The following is a 16,984-nucleotide window of genomic DNA, read 5'->3' on the forward strand; positions in this document are numbered from 1 at the left end:
GCCAATTCAGCTCTGAAAAAAGATTGGAACAACAATTGTATGCAGTTGAGTCAATATTAAACTTTCAAAGCATGCCATTAAAAGCTTATTTTTTTATCCTGTTCATGGGCCTATCTCTGCTTTCGGTAGCTCAACCCAGACACATACGATTAGTAGATGCCCTTACAGCCGAAAATTTCGCAAAACATTTTAATACAGATACGGTACAGTTAAGCCAAATAAACATAAGCAAAACACCTGCAGGAGTTTTTGTTGCTTACAGAAAAGCTGATACACTTAATTTCAAGCATGAATTTTATAAGAGCTTTGGAGCTGAAGATTACATCAGGGTTGGATTGGCATTTTACGCGAGAAAAGGAAATGACTATCGGCTCTCCTTCAGGAATGACAACGCCTTCTTTTGCGCATCATGCAATAATATGAGCCATTATGACGTAAATGCTAGCAACGATACAGTAAGAATCTCTATTTCATGGGGACCAAACGCCCATGGTCAAAGTGAAAGCTATCACTTTGTCTATCGGCCAGTCCCAAAACGTTGGCAATTAGCCCAAATTAATCGATCAGGCTCAAGTGATATAGGCGAAAGTCGCAAAGAGTATAGGACCTATACTAAAAACACCAAGGTATACTTGGATGACTATTACGCCGAGGGTCTTCCTTATGATTCTACAGTGATCAGCAATCAGGCCATTAGTCTCACTTACCAACCGGGCAATTATGCAGCTTTACTCCGATCGTTCAAAGAAATACCTAAAAACAGTCTATTTTTGCTCCCTAAAGTTTTTAATGCGTCTACAGCTAAGTATTTTATGGAAGCAGGTCTGGACGAGAATCAGCCTGACAATACAAATCCTATTCATGGTAAAAATGTCCTTTCGGCCAATGAGATCGGCTATTTTTTGGAGCAGACGAATCAACTGGATGCGGCGCAAGTTTTTTTAGATAAAGTAATTGAACGTTTTCCTGAGCGTGAGGTCGCCTATTTAAACCGCGGTGATGTATTTTTCAAAAAAGGCCAATCTTCGTACAAAAAAGCGGAAAAAGATTACCGTACCTATGTCGAACTAATGAATAAACGTGGCTTGCAGGCAAAAATTCCACAAAGAATAATGACTTTTTTAAACACACAATAATCTTTAGCAATTTGCTATTCCCTAATTTAAGATCCGATAGACCATTTCTTTGAGGATCTCCTCACTATTGAAATTGCTAGGTACGTTGACGCCCTTTGATTTCAGGTCAGTGTCTTTGAGTACATTCAGTACATCAAAAGTTTTCCGACGGTTGTAATTTCGGGCTGCCAATTCATATTCTTTTAGGAAAAACGGATGCACCCCCAATTCTTTTGCAGCAACGGATTTATCAATGAGATAATGGTATTTTAGTATTTTGGTAAAATAAGTAGCCACCTGCCCGATCACCATGACCAGTGGGTTATTCTTTGGATTTGCCACAAAATAATCCACAATCTGATAAGCTTTCAAGGCATTACGTTTTGCCAAAGCTGTATTGAGCTCAAATACATTGAAATCTTTTGAAATACCAATGTTACGTTCGACATCGTCCATGCTGATCTCCTGACTCTTGGGTACATTGAGCATCAGTTTATCCAGTTCATTAGATACCTTCGCCAGATCATTCCCGAGATAATCCGCGATCAGCGCTGCCGCCTGTGGGTGGATGCGCCAGCCTGCATCCTTTAGATAGCCGCCGATCCAAGGGGCTACTTTATCATCATATAATTTAGCGGCATCGATCACCAATCCAGCCTTTTCAAATACCTTATAAATCTTCTTCCGCTTATCGAATTTCCCGTGTTTATAGCAAAAAACCAAGATGGTTGTTGGTGTCAGATGTTCAAGGTATTTGGTCAATAGCTCCTCCGTTTCCGATTTCCACTTCAGTTCCTGCGCTTCCTTTATAATAATCACTTGATGATCGCTCATCATCGGGTATCGTTTTGCCGCATTAACCACTGTAGAAATATCAATATCCTTCCCGTAAAAAACAGATTGATCAAAGCCTTTTTGAGCATCATTTAGCACTGTAGATTCCAGTGCGTCCGCGATGGTATCAATAAAATAGCTTTCCTCCCCCTGCAATAGGTAGACAGGCTTAAAGGATCTGTTCTTTATATCGGATAAGATCGGATTTATATTCATATAGGCGAAATTACGATTTTACTATCAAATCCGGAGCAACCCAGCGATTAGAATTCGACTTATTATCCAACTTATTTCAACAAAAAAGATCTAACCGACTGATTAAAAGAAGTAATGCAAAAAGCAAAAAAAACCATGTGAGAGAATCGTTTGATGTACTTTTTTTTGCTAAAATTTTAGTATATTTGTGTATGTTTTCACCGACACCACTCAATTTGCCACCATTCAAAGCGAAAATATCCAAAAAGAATAATGCGATTTATATTTTTGATGAGTTGCGAAAAAAAGAACTGGTATTGACACCGGAGGAATGGGTCAGGCAACATTGGATAAACTATTTAGCATTGATCAAGAATTATCCAAAGTCGCTGATGAATATTGAGGGTGGATTGAAACTAAACAGTCTCCAGCGACGGAGTGATTTACTGATTTACAATAGTGCGGGACATAAGGTTGTTTTGGCCGAATTCAAAGCACCGCATATCAAGATCACACAAAAAGTATTCGAACAGATCGCCAATTACAATTCTGTGCATCGGATTCCATACTTACTGGTGAGCAATGGTATAAATCATTATTATTGCAAAGTTGACTTTGAGACCGAATCGTATCAATTTTTAGAAGAACTTCCCGACTATAACGAAATCGGTTAAGGACTTCTATTTGAAACGGATAAAGCACAAGCCCTATTATAAAACGCCTTTCTTTGCTGAAAGAGGCTGTATCGAAAAAATGTAAAGTGGATGTAAAACATCTTTTCAATTTATTTGATTTTTAAAATATAGTTTTATATTAGTCCTACAGAATAGAAAAAATAAAAAGATGAATATAGATAAAAACGAATTCAGAAAATATGCAGTAAAGCATCACCGTATTGGAAGTCAACATGTTGACAGTTTTATTGCCCGTACAGAGACTAGCATTCCAACAAATCTTACACCTTACATCGTTGAGGAGCGTCAATTGAACGTTGCACAGATGGACGTGTTTTCACGTTTGATGATGGATCGCATTATTTTCTTGGGAAGCGGTATCGATGACCAAGTAGCGAATATTATTCAGGCACAATTGTTGTTTTTACAGTCCACTGATGCACAGCGTGACATCCAGATTTACATCAATTCCCCAGGAGGAAGTGTCTATGCAGGCTTGGGTATCTACGATACGATGCAATATATTACACCAGACGTAGCGACCATCTGTACAGGAATAGCAGCATCTATGGGTGCAGTTCTTCTTGTAGCTGGAGCAAAAGGCAAGCGTGCCGCATTACGTCACTCACGTGTGATGATTCACCAACCATCTGGTGGCGCTCAAGGGGTAGCAGCAGATATGGAAATCAACTTGCGTGAAATGATGAAATTAAAGGAAGAATTATATACCATTATTTCAGAACACTCCGGACAAAGCTATGAGTGGGTAGAAAAATCTTCTGATCGTGACTACTGGATGAGAGCCAATGAGGCCAAAGAATTTGGTATGATTGACGAGATTTTACTTCCTAAGAAGGAGATTATTAAATAAAGATGGCGAAGAATAACGATAGAGACATTCATTGTTCGTTTTGTGGAATAAGCAAAAATGAAGCTCAGATGCTCATTGCTGGAAATGGAGCACACATCTGTGACAGATGTATCCAACAGGCAGGGGAAATCTTGGCAGAAGAATTAAAACAACGGAAAAGCAAGACATTACAGACTGCGTTAAAATTAATACGCCCCCAAGAGATCAAAACTCACTTGGATCAGTATGTAATTGGTCAGGACGATGCAAAGAAAGTGATTTCAGTAGCCGTTTATAATCACTATAAACGTTTGAATCAAAAAGTGGATAAAGATGAAATTGAAATCGAAAAATCCAATTTGATTATCGTAGGTGAGACAGGTACTGGTAAGACATTATTGGCAAAGACTGTTGCCAAAATATTGAACGTCCCTTTCTGTATCGTTGATGCTACGGTATTAACCGAAGCAGGTTATGTCGGAGAAGATGTAGAAAGTATTTTGACACGCCTGCTTCAAGCTGCCGATTATGATGTTGCTTCAGCAGAACGTGGTATCATCTATATCGATGAGATTGATAAAATCGCACGCAAGAGCGACAACCCTTCTATCACGAGAGATGTCTCCGGCGAAGGTGTACAACAGGCGTTATTAAAGATTTTAGAAGGTACAGTTGTCAACGTACCACCTCAAGGTGGCCGTAAACATCCAGACCAGAAAATGATCGCAGTCAATACCAGCAACATCCTATTTATCTGTGGTGGTGCATTCGACGGAATCCAAAAGAAAATTGCGAACCGTCTACGCACACAAACAGTGGGTTATAAGATGAATGAAGACGAAGAGGAAATCGACTTGAACAATCTATACAAGTATATTACACCTCAGGATCTCAAAAACTTTGGGTTGATTCCAGAGTTAATCGGACGTCTTCCGGTCTTGACTTACTTAAATCCATTGGATAAAGAAACCTTGTTGAGTATTTTGACAGAGCCAAAAAATGCTCTGGTCAAACAATACAAAAAATTATTTGAGTATGAAGGCGTCGAATTGAAATTTGATCCCGAAGTATACACATTTATTGTAGATAAAGCTGACGAATTTAAACTTGGAGCCAGAGGCTTACGCAGCATATGCGAAGCAATTATGCTGGACGCCATGTTTGAAATGCCGTCAACGAAAGAGCAAACGGGACAGAAAAGTTTGGAAATCACCTTGAATTACGCGAAGAAAAAATTCGAAAAATCCGATCTGAAAAAGCTTAAAGTCGCTTAAAAAAAATCCCGTTCGCTGAACGGGATTTTTTTTTACCCATGCATTTTAACTGTTTCACTTTGCCGCTGGCTCATCTCATGAATGCTATCCAACAACACATTGCTGAAAGCAATTTAGTGGATAAAAGCGCCTAAAACAAGGCAAAACATAATAAAAAAAGAATTTAAAATCTTATATTACAATAATAACGTAGCCATAACGGAATGTTGACAGACAGATAAGAGATTAGTGAAATTAAAATTTAATGACTATGACAAAGAAAACTACAAAAAATACTGTAAATAGCCCGATAACACCAGGTTTAAAAACCAAAGAAGAAATCGTGAACAATTGGCTTCCGCGTTATACCGGGAGACCTTTGGAAGAGTTTGGGGAATATATCCTATTGACAAACTTTTCGAAATATATTCATCTATTTTCGGAAATGCATGACAATGCGCCTATCTATGGAGAGGACAAACCTATGCAATCCGTGACCGCTGGCGGTATTACCATTATCAATTTTGGAATGGGTAGCCCGATGGCCGCAACGATAATGGATCTACTATCCGCCATTTCCCCTAAGGCCGTGCTATTTTTGGGCAAAACCGGAGGAATCAAGAAAAAGATTCCTGTAGGAGAATTGATCCTCCCTATCGCTGCTATCCGTGGCGAGGGAACATCGAATGATTACTTTCCACCTGAGGTGCCCTCATTACCCGCATTTGCTATGCAAAAAGCGATCTCCACGACAATCCGTGACCATCAACGAGATTATTGGACAGGAACGGTCTACACTACCAACAGAAGGGTATGGGAGCATGACAAGGCATTCAAAAAGTATCTGAAATCGATTCGGGCCATGTGTGTCGATATGGAAACAGCGACAATATTCAGTGTTGGTTTTGCGAACAAGATTCCGACAGGAGCTTTGTTATTGGTTTCTGATCAACCAATGGTCCCTGAAGGAGTCAAAACTTCTGTAAGTGATGTCACCGTTACAGCGAAATATGTAGAGGCACATATCAGTATCGGTATTGATGCCCTAAAACAACTTATCAATAACGGATTAACTGTAAAACACCTTAAATTTTAAGGGGTTGATACAATAAGGAACCCAATATTTTAGTTCACTTAAAAAGTTAAGATCAACTAAAAATGATGAGCCTGATAAAAAATTAGGCTCATTTTTTTTGATGGAGTTTTATTCCATTCCCTCTAGTCTGCTCCAACTGCACACCACCTGTCTATTTTGTCCTGCTATGGTTAGCTTAATAAACCAAGGATACCGATCAACTAATACCTACTGAAAACTAGACATTTAAAACTAATACATAGAATACTTGATATTAATTGAGCGATTATTAACTATAAATTGAAACGTTAACAAATGTTAATTTACACAATAATTAAACTATTTGGCGTTATATCTTGTAATAGTAACATTACAATAGCACATATATCAAAATTTAATCAAGTATTGTGAAGAAAAAAACATTATCTATTTTCAGCGTATCCTTATTGATTTGTTCAATCTTAGCCAGCCAGGTAAGTTGTTCTTCAAGCTCTTCCAAAGAAAATAATACCAATGAAAAACCTGTGGCCCTGCCCGTCTATACAGTTGTAAAATCTGATGCGACCACGATCAAGGATTATCTAGGTACCATTGAGGGAAAAGTGAATGTAGAGGTCCGTCCCCAGGTTGAGGGCTTACTTCAAGAAATCTATGTCGATGAAGGTTCTTTTGTACAAAAAGGACAAAAATTGTTCAAAGTAGATCCTTCTACCTATCAAGAAAATTTAAACAACATGGTAGCCACGGAACAGGTTGCGCGGGCCAAACTTAAAAACGCACAATTAGAAGTGGACCGTTTGAAACCATTGGTTCAAAATGACGTCATTTCAGATGTAAAGTTGGCATCAGCCAAATCTGACTATCAAGTAGCAAAGGCAACCCTAGATCAGGCCAGTGCCGCCGTACGTTCTGCGCAGATCAGTAAAGACTTTACGATCATTACAGCACCTGTAAGCGGATATATCGGTCGTATTCCCAAACGTATTGGGAATTTAGTGTCCAAAGGTGACAAAGAGCCCCTCACCTACCTATCCGATATACAGGAAGTCTATGTTTATTTCTCCATGAATGAATCCGACTTCCTCTACTTCTCTAAAGCACAGGCGAAAAAAGACAGCATTGAAGGCAAGAAATACAACCAGAATCAAAAACTGGTATTTCCACTGGTAACGCTGGTTCTCGCCGACGGTGAAGAATATGCGAAAAAAGGGATTGTCGATGCTGTCAATGGACAGATAAACAGAACCACAGGAGCAATTTCTCTACGTGCAACTTTCCAAAACCAAGACAATATTTTACGTTCGGGAAGTAGTGGCACACTAAAAATTGCGGAAGTAAAAAAAGATGTCCTTCAGATCCCACAGATTGCCATCAATGAATTACAGGACAAAACTTTTGTCTATATATTGGATCAAAACAATAAAGCACAACGCCGCAATATTCAGCTTTCAGGCAAAAGCAAAGGCAATTATATCGTAGACTCAGGTCTCAAGGAAAACGACCGTGTCATTACCAGTGGATTTGACAAACTAACCGATGGTTCTGCCGTCACCCCTATTCCACAGAAATAATTATCGCACATTTTTACATCGCTGTGGTGACCTATTTTCAGGTATGTCCGAGCAATGTCTAAAATCTATTATATGTTAAAAACCTTTATAAATAGACCCGTTCTAGCCACGGTCATTTCTATTATTTTAGTCATATTGGGCTTGGTGGGATTAAAGCTGCTCCCTGTATCCCGATTTCCAGAAATTGCACCACCCAGTGTCCTTGTGTCATTGAGTTATCCCGGTGCCAATGCTGAGACAGTAGCAAAAAGTGTTTTATTACCGATTGAAGAGGCTATTAATGGTGTGGAAGATATGACCTATATCAAATCGTCTGCTTCCAATTCCGGTTCGGGGACTGTGTCCGTCTATTTTAAAACGGGAACAAATCCAGACATTGCCTCGGTCAATGTGCAGACCCGTATATCCAAAGCGATCAGTTCTATTCCTGCTGAAGTAAACGAAGCTGGGATTACCGTCATGCCACGTCAGACCGGGGTTATCATGACCATCAATCTTTACTCGGATCATCAAGATAAGGCCTATGATGAAACCTTCTTACAGGCTTATGCACAGATCAATCTCATGCGTCCTTTATTACGTGTAGACGGAGTAGCTCAAGTGTCGCGACTCGGAGCAAGGGATTATGCCATGCGGCTTTGGTTGAATCCAGAAAAGTTGGCCCTTTATAATCTGGTTCCTCAGGACATTATGAATGCCATCAAAGATCAAAACTTTGAGATAGCGCCAGGTAAATTTGGTGAAACTTCCGATGAGGCATTTGAAACGGTTATTCGACACAAAGGACGCTTTACCACACCCGAAGAATTTCAGGGTATCGTCATCAAGACAAACAATGATGGTTCGGTGCTATACCTCAAAGACGTTGCACGCGTAGAATTTGGTGCAACAAATCTCAGTAGTGACAATAAGGTCAATGGTCATCCCGGACTGACACTCAACCTGACCCAAACCAGCGGCTCCAACGCCCATGATATTGATATCGCTGTCCGGAAAGTACTCAAAGAACAGGCCAAGACATTCCCAAAGGGATTGCATTATGACGTGACTTATTCTGTACGTGACCAAATTGATGAATCCATCAGCCAGGTTGAACACACACTTTTCGAAGCATTTATTTTGGTCTTTATTATTGTTTTCATCTTCCTACAGGACTTTAGATCAACCTTAATTCCCGCGATTGCTATACCTGTTTCGTTGATCGGCACTTTCTTTTTTCTCCAGCTCTTTGGATTCTCACTCAATGTATTGACCATGTTTGCCCTGGTATTGGCCATTGGTATTGTTGTCGATGATGCCATTGTTGTTGTGGAGGCCATCCATGAGAAGATGCATAGTACGGGATTAAAAGCTAGAGCGGCGACATTGTCGACCATGTCAGAAATTACTGGTGCAATCCTCTCCATTACCATGGTCATGGCAGCGGTATTTTTGCCTGTTGGTTTTATGGAGGGTCCAGCAGGTATCTTCTATCGGCAATTTGCCTATACCCTGGCGACAGCGATCTTAATTTCTGCATTAAATGCCTTGACATTGAGTCCTGCCCTATGTGCATTATTGCTCAAAGCGCCCAAGCCTGAACAGGAAGAAGAAGCCAAATCAAGAATCGGCCAGTTTAAGGATCGTTTCTTTAAAGCATTCAATACTTCTTTTGATCGCCTGACTGCCCGATACGTATCTATTGTACAGTTATTGATCAATCATAAAAAAATCGCCTGGATAGGCCTGCTATTGATTACTGCAAGCGGAGTCATTTTAATGATCAAAACGCCAAAGAGTTTTATCCCAACTGAAGATGACGGTTTTATCACCTACAACATAGCGCTCCCTCCAGGAGCTTCGTTAAGCCGCACGACAGAAGTACTCTATCGCGCTGACAGTATATTGAAAAAAAGAAAAGATATCGAGGGTATGACGACAGTTTCTGGTTTCAATGCACTGGATGGTAGTTCGAGTCCAGCCTTTGCTGCAGGGTATATTACACTTAAACCACATGCCAAACGCAAGCACATCAAAAACATTAACGCCTTTATGGATACGATCAGGAATGACCTTGCACAAATAAATGAGGCCACATTTACGGTATTTCCTAGGCCCACAGTACAGGGATTTGGTGATTTTGCCGGTATTGAGATGGTTCTTCAAGATCGTATGGGCGGTGACGTAAGAGACTTTAATACCATTGCAGATACCTTTATCAGCCAGCTGAATACCCGTCCGGAAATCCGTAGTGCTTACACTAGTTTTAAATCCAATTTCCCCCAATACGAGGTGAACATTGATGCTGTCAAAGCAAAATCACTCGGTGTGGAGATCAAAGACTTAATGTCCACCATACGTTCCTATTTTGCACGGGTGCAAGCCAGTGACTTTAATCGTTTTGGCCGTCAGTACCGCGTGTATGTACAGTCTGATTTTGATTTCCGTAAAGATCCAGCATCTTTCAATTCGATTTTCGTACGGAATAACAAAGGCGAGATGGTACCCATCAATACTATTTTGACATTAGAAAAAACTGTCGGCCCCGAAACCATTACCCGCTACAATCTATACAATGCAATTTCGGTCAATATCACACCAGCAGAAGGCTATAGTACCGATGACGCCATGCAGGCCATCCAAAAGCTAGCGGACGAAAAACTACCCGGAAACTATGGTTTTGAATGGACCGGTATGAGTTATGAAGAAAGCCAATCTGGATCCCAGACTATTCTGATTTTCGTCCTGAGTATCTTATTTGTATACTTTTTACTCTCCGCACAATACGAAAGCTATATTCTTCCCTGGGCAGTTTTACTATCCATTCCTGTTGGTCTGATTGGTGTCTTTTCAGTCATCAACCTTGTCGGTCTACAGAACAACATCTATGTCCAAGTTGGATTGATCATGTTGATCGGTCTACTGGCAAAAAATGCGATCCTCATAGTCGAATTTGCCGTACAGGAACGTAAAAATGGAAAAACCATCGTGGAAGCCGCTATCAGTGGTGCAAAGCTAAGGTTAAGGCCAATCCTAATGACCAGTCTAGCCTTCGTTGCGGGTCTGGTTCCACTGATGTGGACTGTTGGTCCGTCTGCCATCGGTAATCACTCCATCAGCTTCAGTGCAGCAGGCGGTATGCTATTGGGAGTTGCCTTTGGCATCTTTATTATTCCGGTGCTCTTTGTTGTCTTCAAAGGTCTGGATGAAAAACTACAGGATAAACTAGCTAAAGAAGAAGAATGAAAAACATAAAAAAATACGTTTCAGCACTATTTATGGCTACCGGGTTACTGATATTGGCAAATGCCTGTAAAGTTGGTAAGGATTATGTTCAGCCCAAACTAAAACTTCCCGGCTCCTTCCGTGGTGACACCTTAGCTTATTTTGGTGACACCTCCAGCATGGGATTGATTCATTGGAAATCGTTCTTTCATGATCCTACCCTCAAGCTACTGATCGATTCGGCACTGACCAATAATTTCGAAATGAAAACAGCCCTGCTCAACTTACAGATCTCCAGCAGGGTAATGGCTCAAAATAAGTCAAATTATCTACCGAGTGTCAGTGCCACCATAGCGAATGGAAACCGCACCTGGCGATCGAAAGAATTTGGGAGCGGTCCATTGTCAAAATACTATGAGCACAAAGCTGAGAAAGCACCAGAAAATATGTTTGTTTACCAATCTCAATTTGGATCCGACATCAGTTTTAGCTGGGAAATAGATATCTGGAAAAAAATTAGCAGCAAACAGGAACAGCTATTGGCGGAATACCTGGACACACAGGAAGCCAAAAATGCCATTCAGACCAATATCATCACGTCTGTCGCCAAAGGTTATTTCAATCTGTTGATGTTAGATGCTAAAATTGAAGTCGCCAAACGTAATGTTCAGTTGAACGACAGTACATTACGTATGATTAAGCTCCAATATAAAGCCGGTGAGATTACAGCACTTGCCATTCAACAGACAGAATCGCAGCGTTTACTGGCAGCCTCACTTGTCCCAGAATTGGAAAAACAGATTACTATCCAAGAGAATGCATTGCAGACATTAACAGGAAGGCTCCCGGACAGTATCAAACGAGGCACTTCATACGAACATCTGTTTGCAGAAAGTAAGGACATATCGCTTGGTTCGCCCATTGAAATCATACGCAATCGACCAGATATCCGTTCCTCCGAGTTTCAATTAATGGCGGCGAATGCCAATGCGAATATACAGCAGGCTATGCGCTACCCTTCGCTAAATATAGGCGGTGTACTGGGCGTAAATTCCATGCTTCCCCGAAACTGGTTCAATATACCAGGCGCATTATTAGGTGGTATCACTGGCAATCTGACCACGCCTATTTTCAAAAACAAAACATTAAAAACACAATATGAAGTTGCAAAACTTGAACGGGATAAAGCCGAAATTCAGCTTCAACAGCGAGTCGTCGAAGCAGTTGCGGAAGTCTCCAACGCTGTAGTTACGGTAGACAAACAGCGGGAACAGCTCGAGCTAGCAAGAAAAAGAGTGGATAACGCGCATCTTGCGGTAAAAAATGCAAACCTACTCTTCAAAAGTGGCTATGCGACATATCTAGAAGTGATCACTGCACAAAGTAATGCCTTGGATAGCGACCTGGATCTGGTCGAGTTACGCCAGCAGCATCTGGATGGATTTGTGGATCTCTACCGTTCTTTAGGTGGCGGTTGGAGATAATGAATTAAAAACGCTATTTTTGTTTTATGACACCAGAAGAATTACAACAATATTTTCAATCTAGGGAATTACCCAAATCACTGGAAATACAACAAGATATGCAAGTGTTTGATGTGGAAAGATTTATCAGCACAAGTTTTATCCATGTTGGATTATGGAAAAAAGATTTGAGCAAATGCCCGGCGTGGGTCAGGCTTTTAAAATTTAAGGAAGCACTGGAAAATAACGAAAAAGCCTAACAAATTGTTAGGCTTTTTTTATGCTTTTAGCTAAAGTTGTTGTAACAATGCGGACATATCTTCCTTTGCGAAGATCTGCTCCACCCCTCCGGCCAACATTTCAATCCGTTCGCTTTCATCACTACTCGAGGTCAGACCAAATAGACGAATGGAAGGGAACTTCTCCCTAACGATCTTTGCGGTTTCGATACCGTTCAAAATCGGCATGTGCAGATCCAATATGCACACCTCAGGTAGCGCTTTATTATGTTCAATCAAATAGTCGATAAGGTCTCTACCATTAGAGGCGCAATAAACTAATTCCAACGAATGGGATTGGGCCATGGCCTTCATCATAACATGATGGATCATCGCATCATCTGCGTAGACAATCTTACATTTACTTTTGGTATCCATTCGAAAAAGAGATCATTCAACTAATTAATACAATAAAATTCTATAAATATGTAATAAAAATAAAAAATTTAGAAAGAAGTTAACAAGAATTATGTTACTATGCAAATCTTATTTCAAAAAAGTGCAGCACAACACAACCATTAAATTCAATTTAGATCGAATAATAAGAACATCATTAGGTAGCAATAATTTCATTTAGACAACATATCTAAAACAATAGGAATAGTCGAAAGATCTAATTTAACGATACGATATCGTTAAAAGTCATCCTCTATAATTTCAGCCACTCGTCCTACTTGACCATCTGTCAGCCTTACTTTTATCCCTCTTGAATGATAAGATGAGGATGTCAGTAAATCTTTGACAATGCCCTCTGTAAGATCCCCCGTACGCTGGTCTTTTTTCAGAATGATATTAACCAACATTCCAGGCTTTACATCCGCTCTATTTCTTCCGTCCATGGTCAAATGTAAGAAATAAAAAAGGAGTTTTCCAAAAGAAAACTCCCCTATTTTTTGTTGAATTATTTATTTTTTATCATCTCATATAGCCGTTGAAACCATTAACATCAAGATTTTGATCTATATTTTTTATTTTCAACGAGATACATAAATAATTTTTTATTGTTATATATTCCGAATGCTGCGATCCCATACTGTATCCATCCTATGAGAAGAAACACATAGGGACTTTCAGACATTTAGTTACTTGAACAATTTAAAAATATCATTTCCGAATATAAACACCATCAGGCCCAAAAGGATAAAGAATCCGACCATTTGTGCTTTTTCGAGAAATTTCTCACTCAGTGGCTTACCTTGAATCATCTCGATCAGCAAGAATACGACGTGACCACCATCCAATGCCGGAATAGGCAACAAATTCATAAATGCTAGCGCCATTGAAAGCATACCAACCAAAGACCAGAACCGGATCCAATCCACTTCAGTACCAAACAATGTGGCAATACCGATAGGTCCAGAAAGCGCTTTATCAGCACGTACCTCTCCTTTGAAGATTTTACCGAATCCTTTCGCATTATCTGTGATTACCGTAAAAGCTTTTTTAGCACCGATCGGAAAAGCTTCCATAAGTGTATAATTCGTTGTAAACGACTTGATCGAATTATCATGATTGACACTGATACCTAACATTGCATCCGCTGGTACGTTTCCTTTTAGGGAAACCTCCGCTCCTGCACGGATTACTTTAATGACAACAGGTTTATTGATATTTGCTTTAACTAAGGTTCTGAATTGATCAAAGAAAGGCACTGGAGTATCATTTAGGGCGACAATACTATCCCCCTTGGTGAATCCCATCTTGCTTGCCACTGAACCTGGGGCCACTTGTGCGATACTTGTTGTTTTAAAACGAGGTTCAATAAACTTCTCTCCTTTTTTATCGGACAAGGTATTCAATAAATCCGCTGGAACCTTGATTTCTGTTGTCCCGCCATCACGTTCTACCGTAAGGGATACACCACCCATCAATACTTTAGAACCAAGCAGCTCGGAGTAGTTTTCAACGCGGTGACCATCTATTGCGATCACTTTATCACCTGCTTTAAGACCGATAGATTCACCAATGGATCCCGGTACGATACCATTTACCATTTGATCCATCTTGACATCTGTATTACCCATTTTAAAGGTCAACATCCAAAAGACAAGGATACCAACGACGATATTAACGATAATACCACCCAACATCACGATCAGACGCTGCCATGCCGGTTTTGAGCGGAACTCCCAAGGTTGTGGCTCGCCTTTCAATTGTTCAGTATCCATCGACTCATCGATCATCCCCGCGATCTTCACATAGCCCCCCAAAGGCAACCAACCGATACCGTACTCACAGCCTTTATAGTTGAATTTAAATAATTTCACTCCCCACGCATCAAAGAACAAATAGAATTTTTCCACTTTAATTCCAAATGCACGTGCTGCTAAAAAATGTCCTAACTCATGTAGAACAATTAAAATTGACAAGCCCAAAATCACTTGTCCGACCATAATTAAAACACCCATGTATGCTTTCTATATTTAATCTTTGATTATTTCTTTTGTTATTAACCTTGCTAGCCGATCCGTCTCCAGATAGTCCTCCAGTGTCGGATTGGCGATAAATTCCACTTTTTCCAATGTATTTTCGATGACGTCGCTCATTTCCAGGAAGCCGATTTTATCGGCTAGGAAAGCAGCCACCACAACTTCATTTGCTGCATTCAATATACAGGATTTATTTCCACCGGCGCGAAGTGTTTCGTAAGCCAGGGCTAAATTTCGAAAAGTTTCCAAATCTGCTTTTTCAAAATGAAGCGTCGGATAGTCCATAAAATTGAAGCGTTCAAAATTATTTTCAAATCGGGCGGGATAAGTCAATGCGTATTGAATAGGCAGCTTCATATCCGGAACACCCATTTGTGCTTTCATAGATCCATCTTTAAATTGAACTAGGGAGTGCACGATCGACTGTGGGTGTACGATGACATCCACCTGATCGATAGCGAGATCAAAAAGCCATTTAGCTTCGATCACCTCCAGTCCCTTGTTCATCAAAGAAGCCGAATCTATCGTAATTTTGGCCCCCATAGACCAATTGGGGTGTTTTAGGGCCTGTGCTTTCGTTACCTGCAGCAACTCGTCCCGCTTTCTTCCACGAAAAGGACCGCCAGATGCCGTCACATAAATTTTTTCAATGGGGTTTTGCTCCTCACCGACCAGACATTGAAAGATTGCCGAATGTTCAGAATCTACAGGCAACATATTGACACCGTATTCTTTGACCAAGGCCATAATCAACTCTCCGGCAACAACAAGGGTTTCCTTATTCGCCAGGGCAATATCTTTTCTGGATTGAATAGCTATTACCGTAGGTTTTAAACCTGCGGAACCCACGATTGCATTTAAGACAATACCGATTTCGGCATATTGCACCACTTCAATCAAGCCCTCTTCACCAAATAATACCGTCGTATCCTGAAACGCTAAGGCTTCTTTAACTTTTTTATATTGGATTGGATCGGTCACTACGACCGATTTTGGTTTAAACTCCAACGCTTGTTTGATCAATAGTTCAGCATTGCTACCGCAAGTCAGAACTACTGCTTCAAACTTATCCGGAAAGGCTCTAATAACATCCAAGGCTTGTGTACCGACACTACCCGTTGCCCCTAAAATGGCAATTCCTTTTTTACTCAAAACCTTCTCTCTTTATTAAAATATATTATTCAAAATCTTCGGGTCCTCTCCACCGTGATAGTCCGACATCATTTCCCGGTACGCAACCGAAACAACAATACTGGCCAAAGGTACCACTAAGAACGAGCTCACAAGGTTCAAAATAATAAAAATTATGTAATATTCTAAATAATTAAAATACATCTGTAGCAATTGAAAAAAAGCAAATACGGCCAAGATTAATAATAATCTGAAAACATTGCCTTTGGTCAACGCAAAGCTAAAGCGTAGTGATTTAAAGGTTCCCGCATGTTTATCAATAATAAAGAAAGGATAAAATGCTACACGAATAATCAAAATAAATGTCAGTATTGCTGCCACAAAAACGACAAAGACAGTAAACTTACTCATGATTTCTGCCCGATTTTCGCCATTTTCAAATAAATACAAAAATGGAAGCGATACAGCTCCTAACATCATCAATAAGGCAATAGACAGAACCATGATACTCAACATCGCGCCAAAAAAATAAGCGATTTCTTTTGAACTTGGTATACAATGGATCAATTTCTTATCCTGGTTGCCATCGATCAGATTGAGGATGTATTTAAACAAAGTAAGGTTCAGTCCAAAATACATGATCATAAAAAAGAAGGCCATAAAACCACTGAGTACGACATTAAAATCACTGATCGTCGTTGCCAGGAAATTGGATAAACCAGAGGTTACAAACAGCAAAAAACATAGGCCAGCAACAGAAAAATAATGCTTTTTCAATAGCTCCAACGACCTATTAAAAACTTCATTTACGGCAAAAGTACTTTCCTTTAGGAATTGAATCATTTTTTCTTTGAATAAACTTTTACAAAGATGCCATTATTTTTAATTTCCAACAATTTACACCGCTATAAA

At 40.0% G+C, this 16,984-nt stretch carries 15 protein-coding genes; 9 read left to right on the forward strand and 6 right to left on the reverse strand.

The features are described 5' to 3' along the window. The first annotated feature begins 71 nt into the window (after positions 1–71). Positions 72–1,136 (forward strand): tetratricopeptide repeat protein, encoded by a 1,065-nt coding sequence (locus ABFX33_RS03960; protein WP_346084413.1) that lies wholly within the window; start codon positions 72–74, stop codon positions 1,134–1,136. 21 nt (positions 1,137–1,157) lie between these two features. Here ABFX33_RS03960 and holA read toward each other — a convergent pair whose 3' ends face one another. Then, positions 1,158–2,165: a DNA polymerase III subunit delta gene (gene holA / locus ABFX33_RS03965; RefSeq protein WP_346084415.1), complete on the reverse strand. Its 1,008-nt coding sequence runs from the start codon at positions 2,163–2,165 to the stop codon at positions 1,158–1,160. Between the two features lie 191 nt (positions 2,166–2,356). On the opposite strand from holA, the gene ABFX33_RS03970 reads away from it, so the two are divergent. The 8 genes from ABFX33_RS03970 (at position 2,357) to ABFX33_RS04005 (ending at position 12,494) form a co-directional block, all read left to right on the forward strand. Next, the gene (locus ABFX33_RS03970; RefSeq protein WP_257089430.1) at positions 2,357–2,818 is read left to right on the forward strand and encodes a type I restriction enzyme HsdR N-terminal domain-containing protein; all 462 of its coding nucleotides are present in this window, start codon (positions 2,357–2,359) and stop codon (positions 2,816–2,818) included. Between the two features lie 169 nt (positions 2,819–2,987). After that, entirely contained in the window at positions 2,988–3,689 is a 702-nt protein-coding gene (gene clpP, locus ABFX33_RS03975; protein ID WP_257089428.1) for an ATP-dependent Clp endopeptidase proteolytic subunit ClpP, read from the forward strand. A gap of 2 nt (positions 3,690–3,691) precedes the next feature. Continuing rightward, positions 3,692–4,942, forward strand: a complete 1,251-nt coding sequence (clpX, locus tag ABFX33_RS03980) for an ATP-dependent Clp protease ATP-binding subunit ClpX (RefSeq protein ID WP_346084417.1) — start codon at positions 3,692–3,694, stop codon at positions 4,940–4,942. Positions 4,943–5,192: 250 nt separating this feature from the next. Further along, positions 5,193–6,017, forward strand: coding sequence for an AMP nucleosidase (locus tag ABFX33_RS03985; RefSeq protein ID WP_120258294.1), 825 nt, complete (start codon positions 5,193–5,195; stop codon positions 6,015–6,017). A gap of 386 nt (positions 6,018–6,403) precedes the next feature. Beyond that, a complete protein-coding gene (locus ABFX33_RS03990) occupies positions 6,404–7,567 on the forward strand; it encodes an efflux RND transporter periplasmic adaptor subunit (protein ID WP_346084418.1) in 1,164 nt (387 codons plus the stop codon). A 72-nt stretch (positions 7,568–7,639) separates the two neighbouring features. Beyond that, positions 7,640–10,792, forward strand: coding sequence for an efflux RND transporter permease subunit (locus ABFX33_RS03995; RefSeq protein WP_346084419.1), 3,153 nt, complete (start codon positions 7,640–7,642; stop codon positions 10,790–10,792). Next, positions 10,789–12,255, forward strand: coding sequence for an efflux transporter outer membrane subunit (locus ABFX33_RS04000; RefSeq protein WP_346084420.1), 1,467 nt, complete (start codon positions 10,789–10,791; stop codon positions 12,253–12,255). The genes ABFX33_RS03995 and ABFX33_RS04000 overlap by 4 nt, the downstream gene beginning before the upstream one ends. A 26-nt stretch (positions 12,256–12,281) precedes the next feature. Next, positions 12,282–12,494, forward strand: coding sequence for a DUF6965 family protein (locus tag ABFX33_RS04005; protein WP_120258298.1), 213 nt, complete (start codon positions 12,282–12,284; stop codon positions 12,492–12,494). A gap of 30 nt (positions 12,495–12,524) precedes the next feature. Here the strand turns inward: ABFX33_RS04005 and ABFX33_RS04010 are convergent, their stop codons facing one another. From ABFX33_RS04010 to ABFX33_RS04030, 5 genes are all read right to left on the reverse strand, one after another. Further along, positions 12,525–12,890 carry a response regulator transcription factor gene (locus ABFX33_RS04010; protein WP_257089411.1) on the reverse strand — a complete coding sequence of 122 codons (366 nt, stop codon included), beginning with the start codon at positions 12,888–12,890 and terminating at the stop codon, positions 12,525–12,527. A 257-nt stretch (positions 12,891–13,147) separates the two neighbouring features. Beyond that, positions 13,148–13,351, reverse strand: a complete 204-nt coding sequence (locus tag ABFX33_RS04015) for a YwbE family protein (RefSeq protein WP_346084422.1) — start codon at positions 13,349–13,351, stop codon at positions 13,148–13,150. Between the two features lie 243 nt (positions 13,352–13,594). Further along, positions 13,595–14,920, reverse strand: coding sequence for an RIP metalloprotease RseP (gene rseP / locus ABFX33_RS04020; protein ID WP_346084423.1), 1,326 nt, complete (start codon positions 14,918–14,920; stop codon positions 13,595–13,597). 15 nt (positions 14,921–14,935) lie between these two features. After that, positions 14,936–16,093, reverse strand: coding sequence for a 1-deoxy-D-xylulose-5-phosphate reductoisomerase (locus ABFX33_RS04025; RefSeq protein ID WP_346084424.1), 1,158 nt, complete (start codon positions 16,091–16,093; stop codon positions 14,936–14,938). A 15-nt stretch (positions 16,094–16,108) separates the two neighbouring features. Next, on the reverse strand, positions 16,109–16,915 hold the full coding sequence (locus ABFX33_RS04030) for a beta-carotene 15,15'-monooxygenase (RefSeq protein ID WP_257089410.1): 807 nt from the start codon (positions 16,913–16,915) through the stop codon (positions 16,109–16,111). Between the last annotated feature and the right edge of the window lie 69 nt (positions 16,916–16,984).

This window comes from Sphingobacterium ginsenosidimutans (genome assembly GCF_039536865.1).
In the GTDB taxonomy this organism is placed as follows: Bacteria; Bacteroidota; Bacteroidia; order Sphingobacteriales; family Sphingobacteriaceae; genus Sphingobacterium; species Sphingobacterium detergens.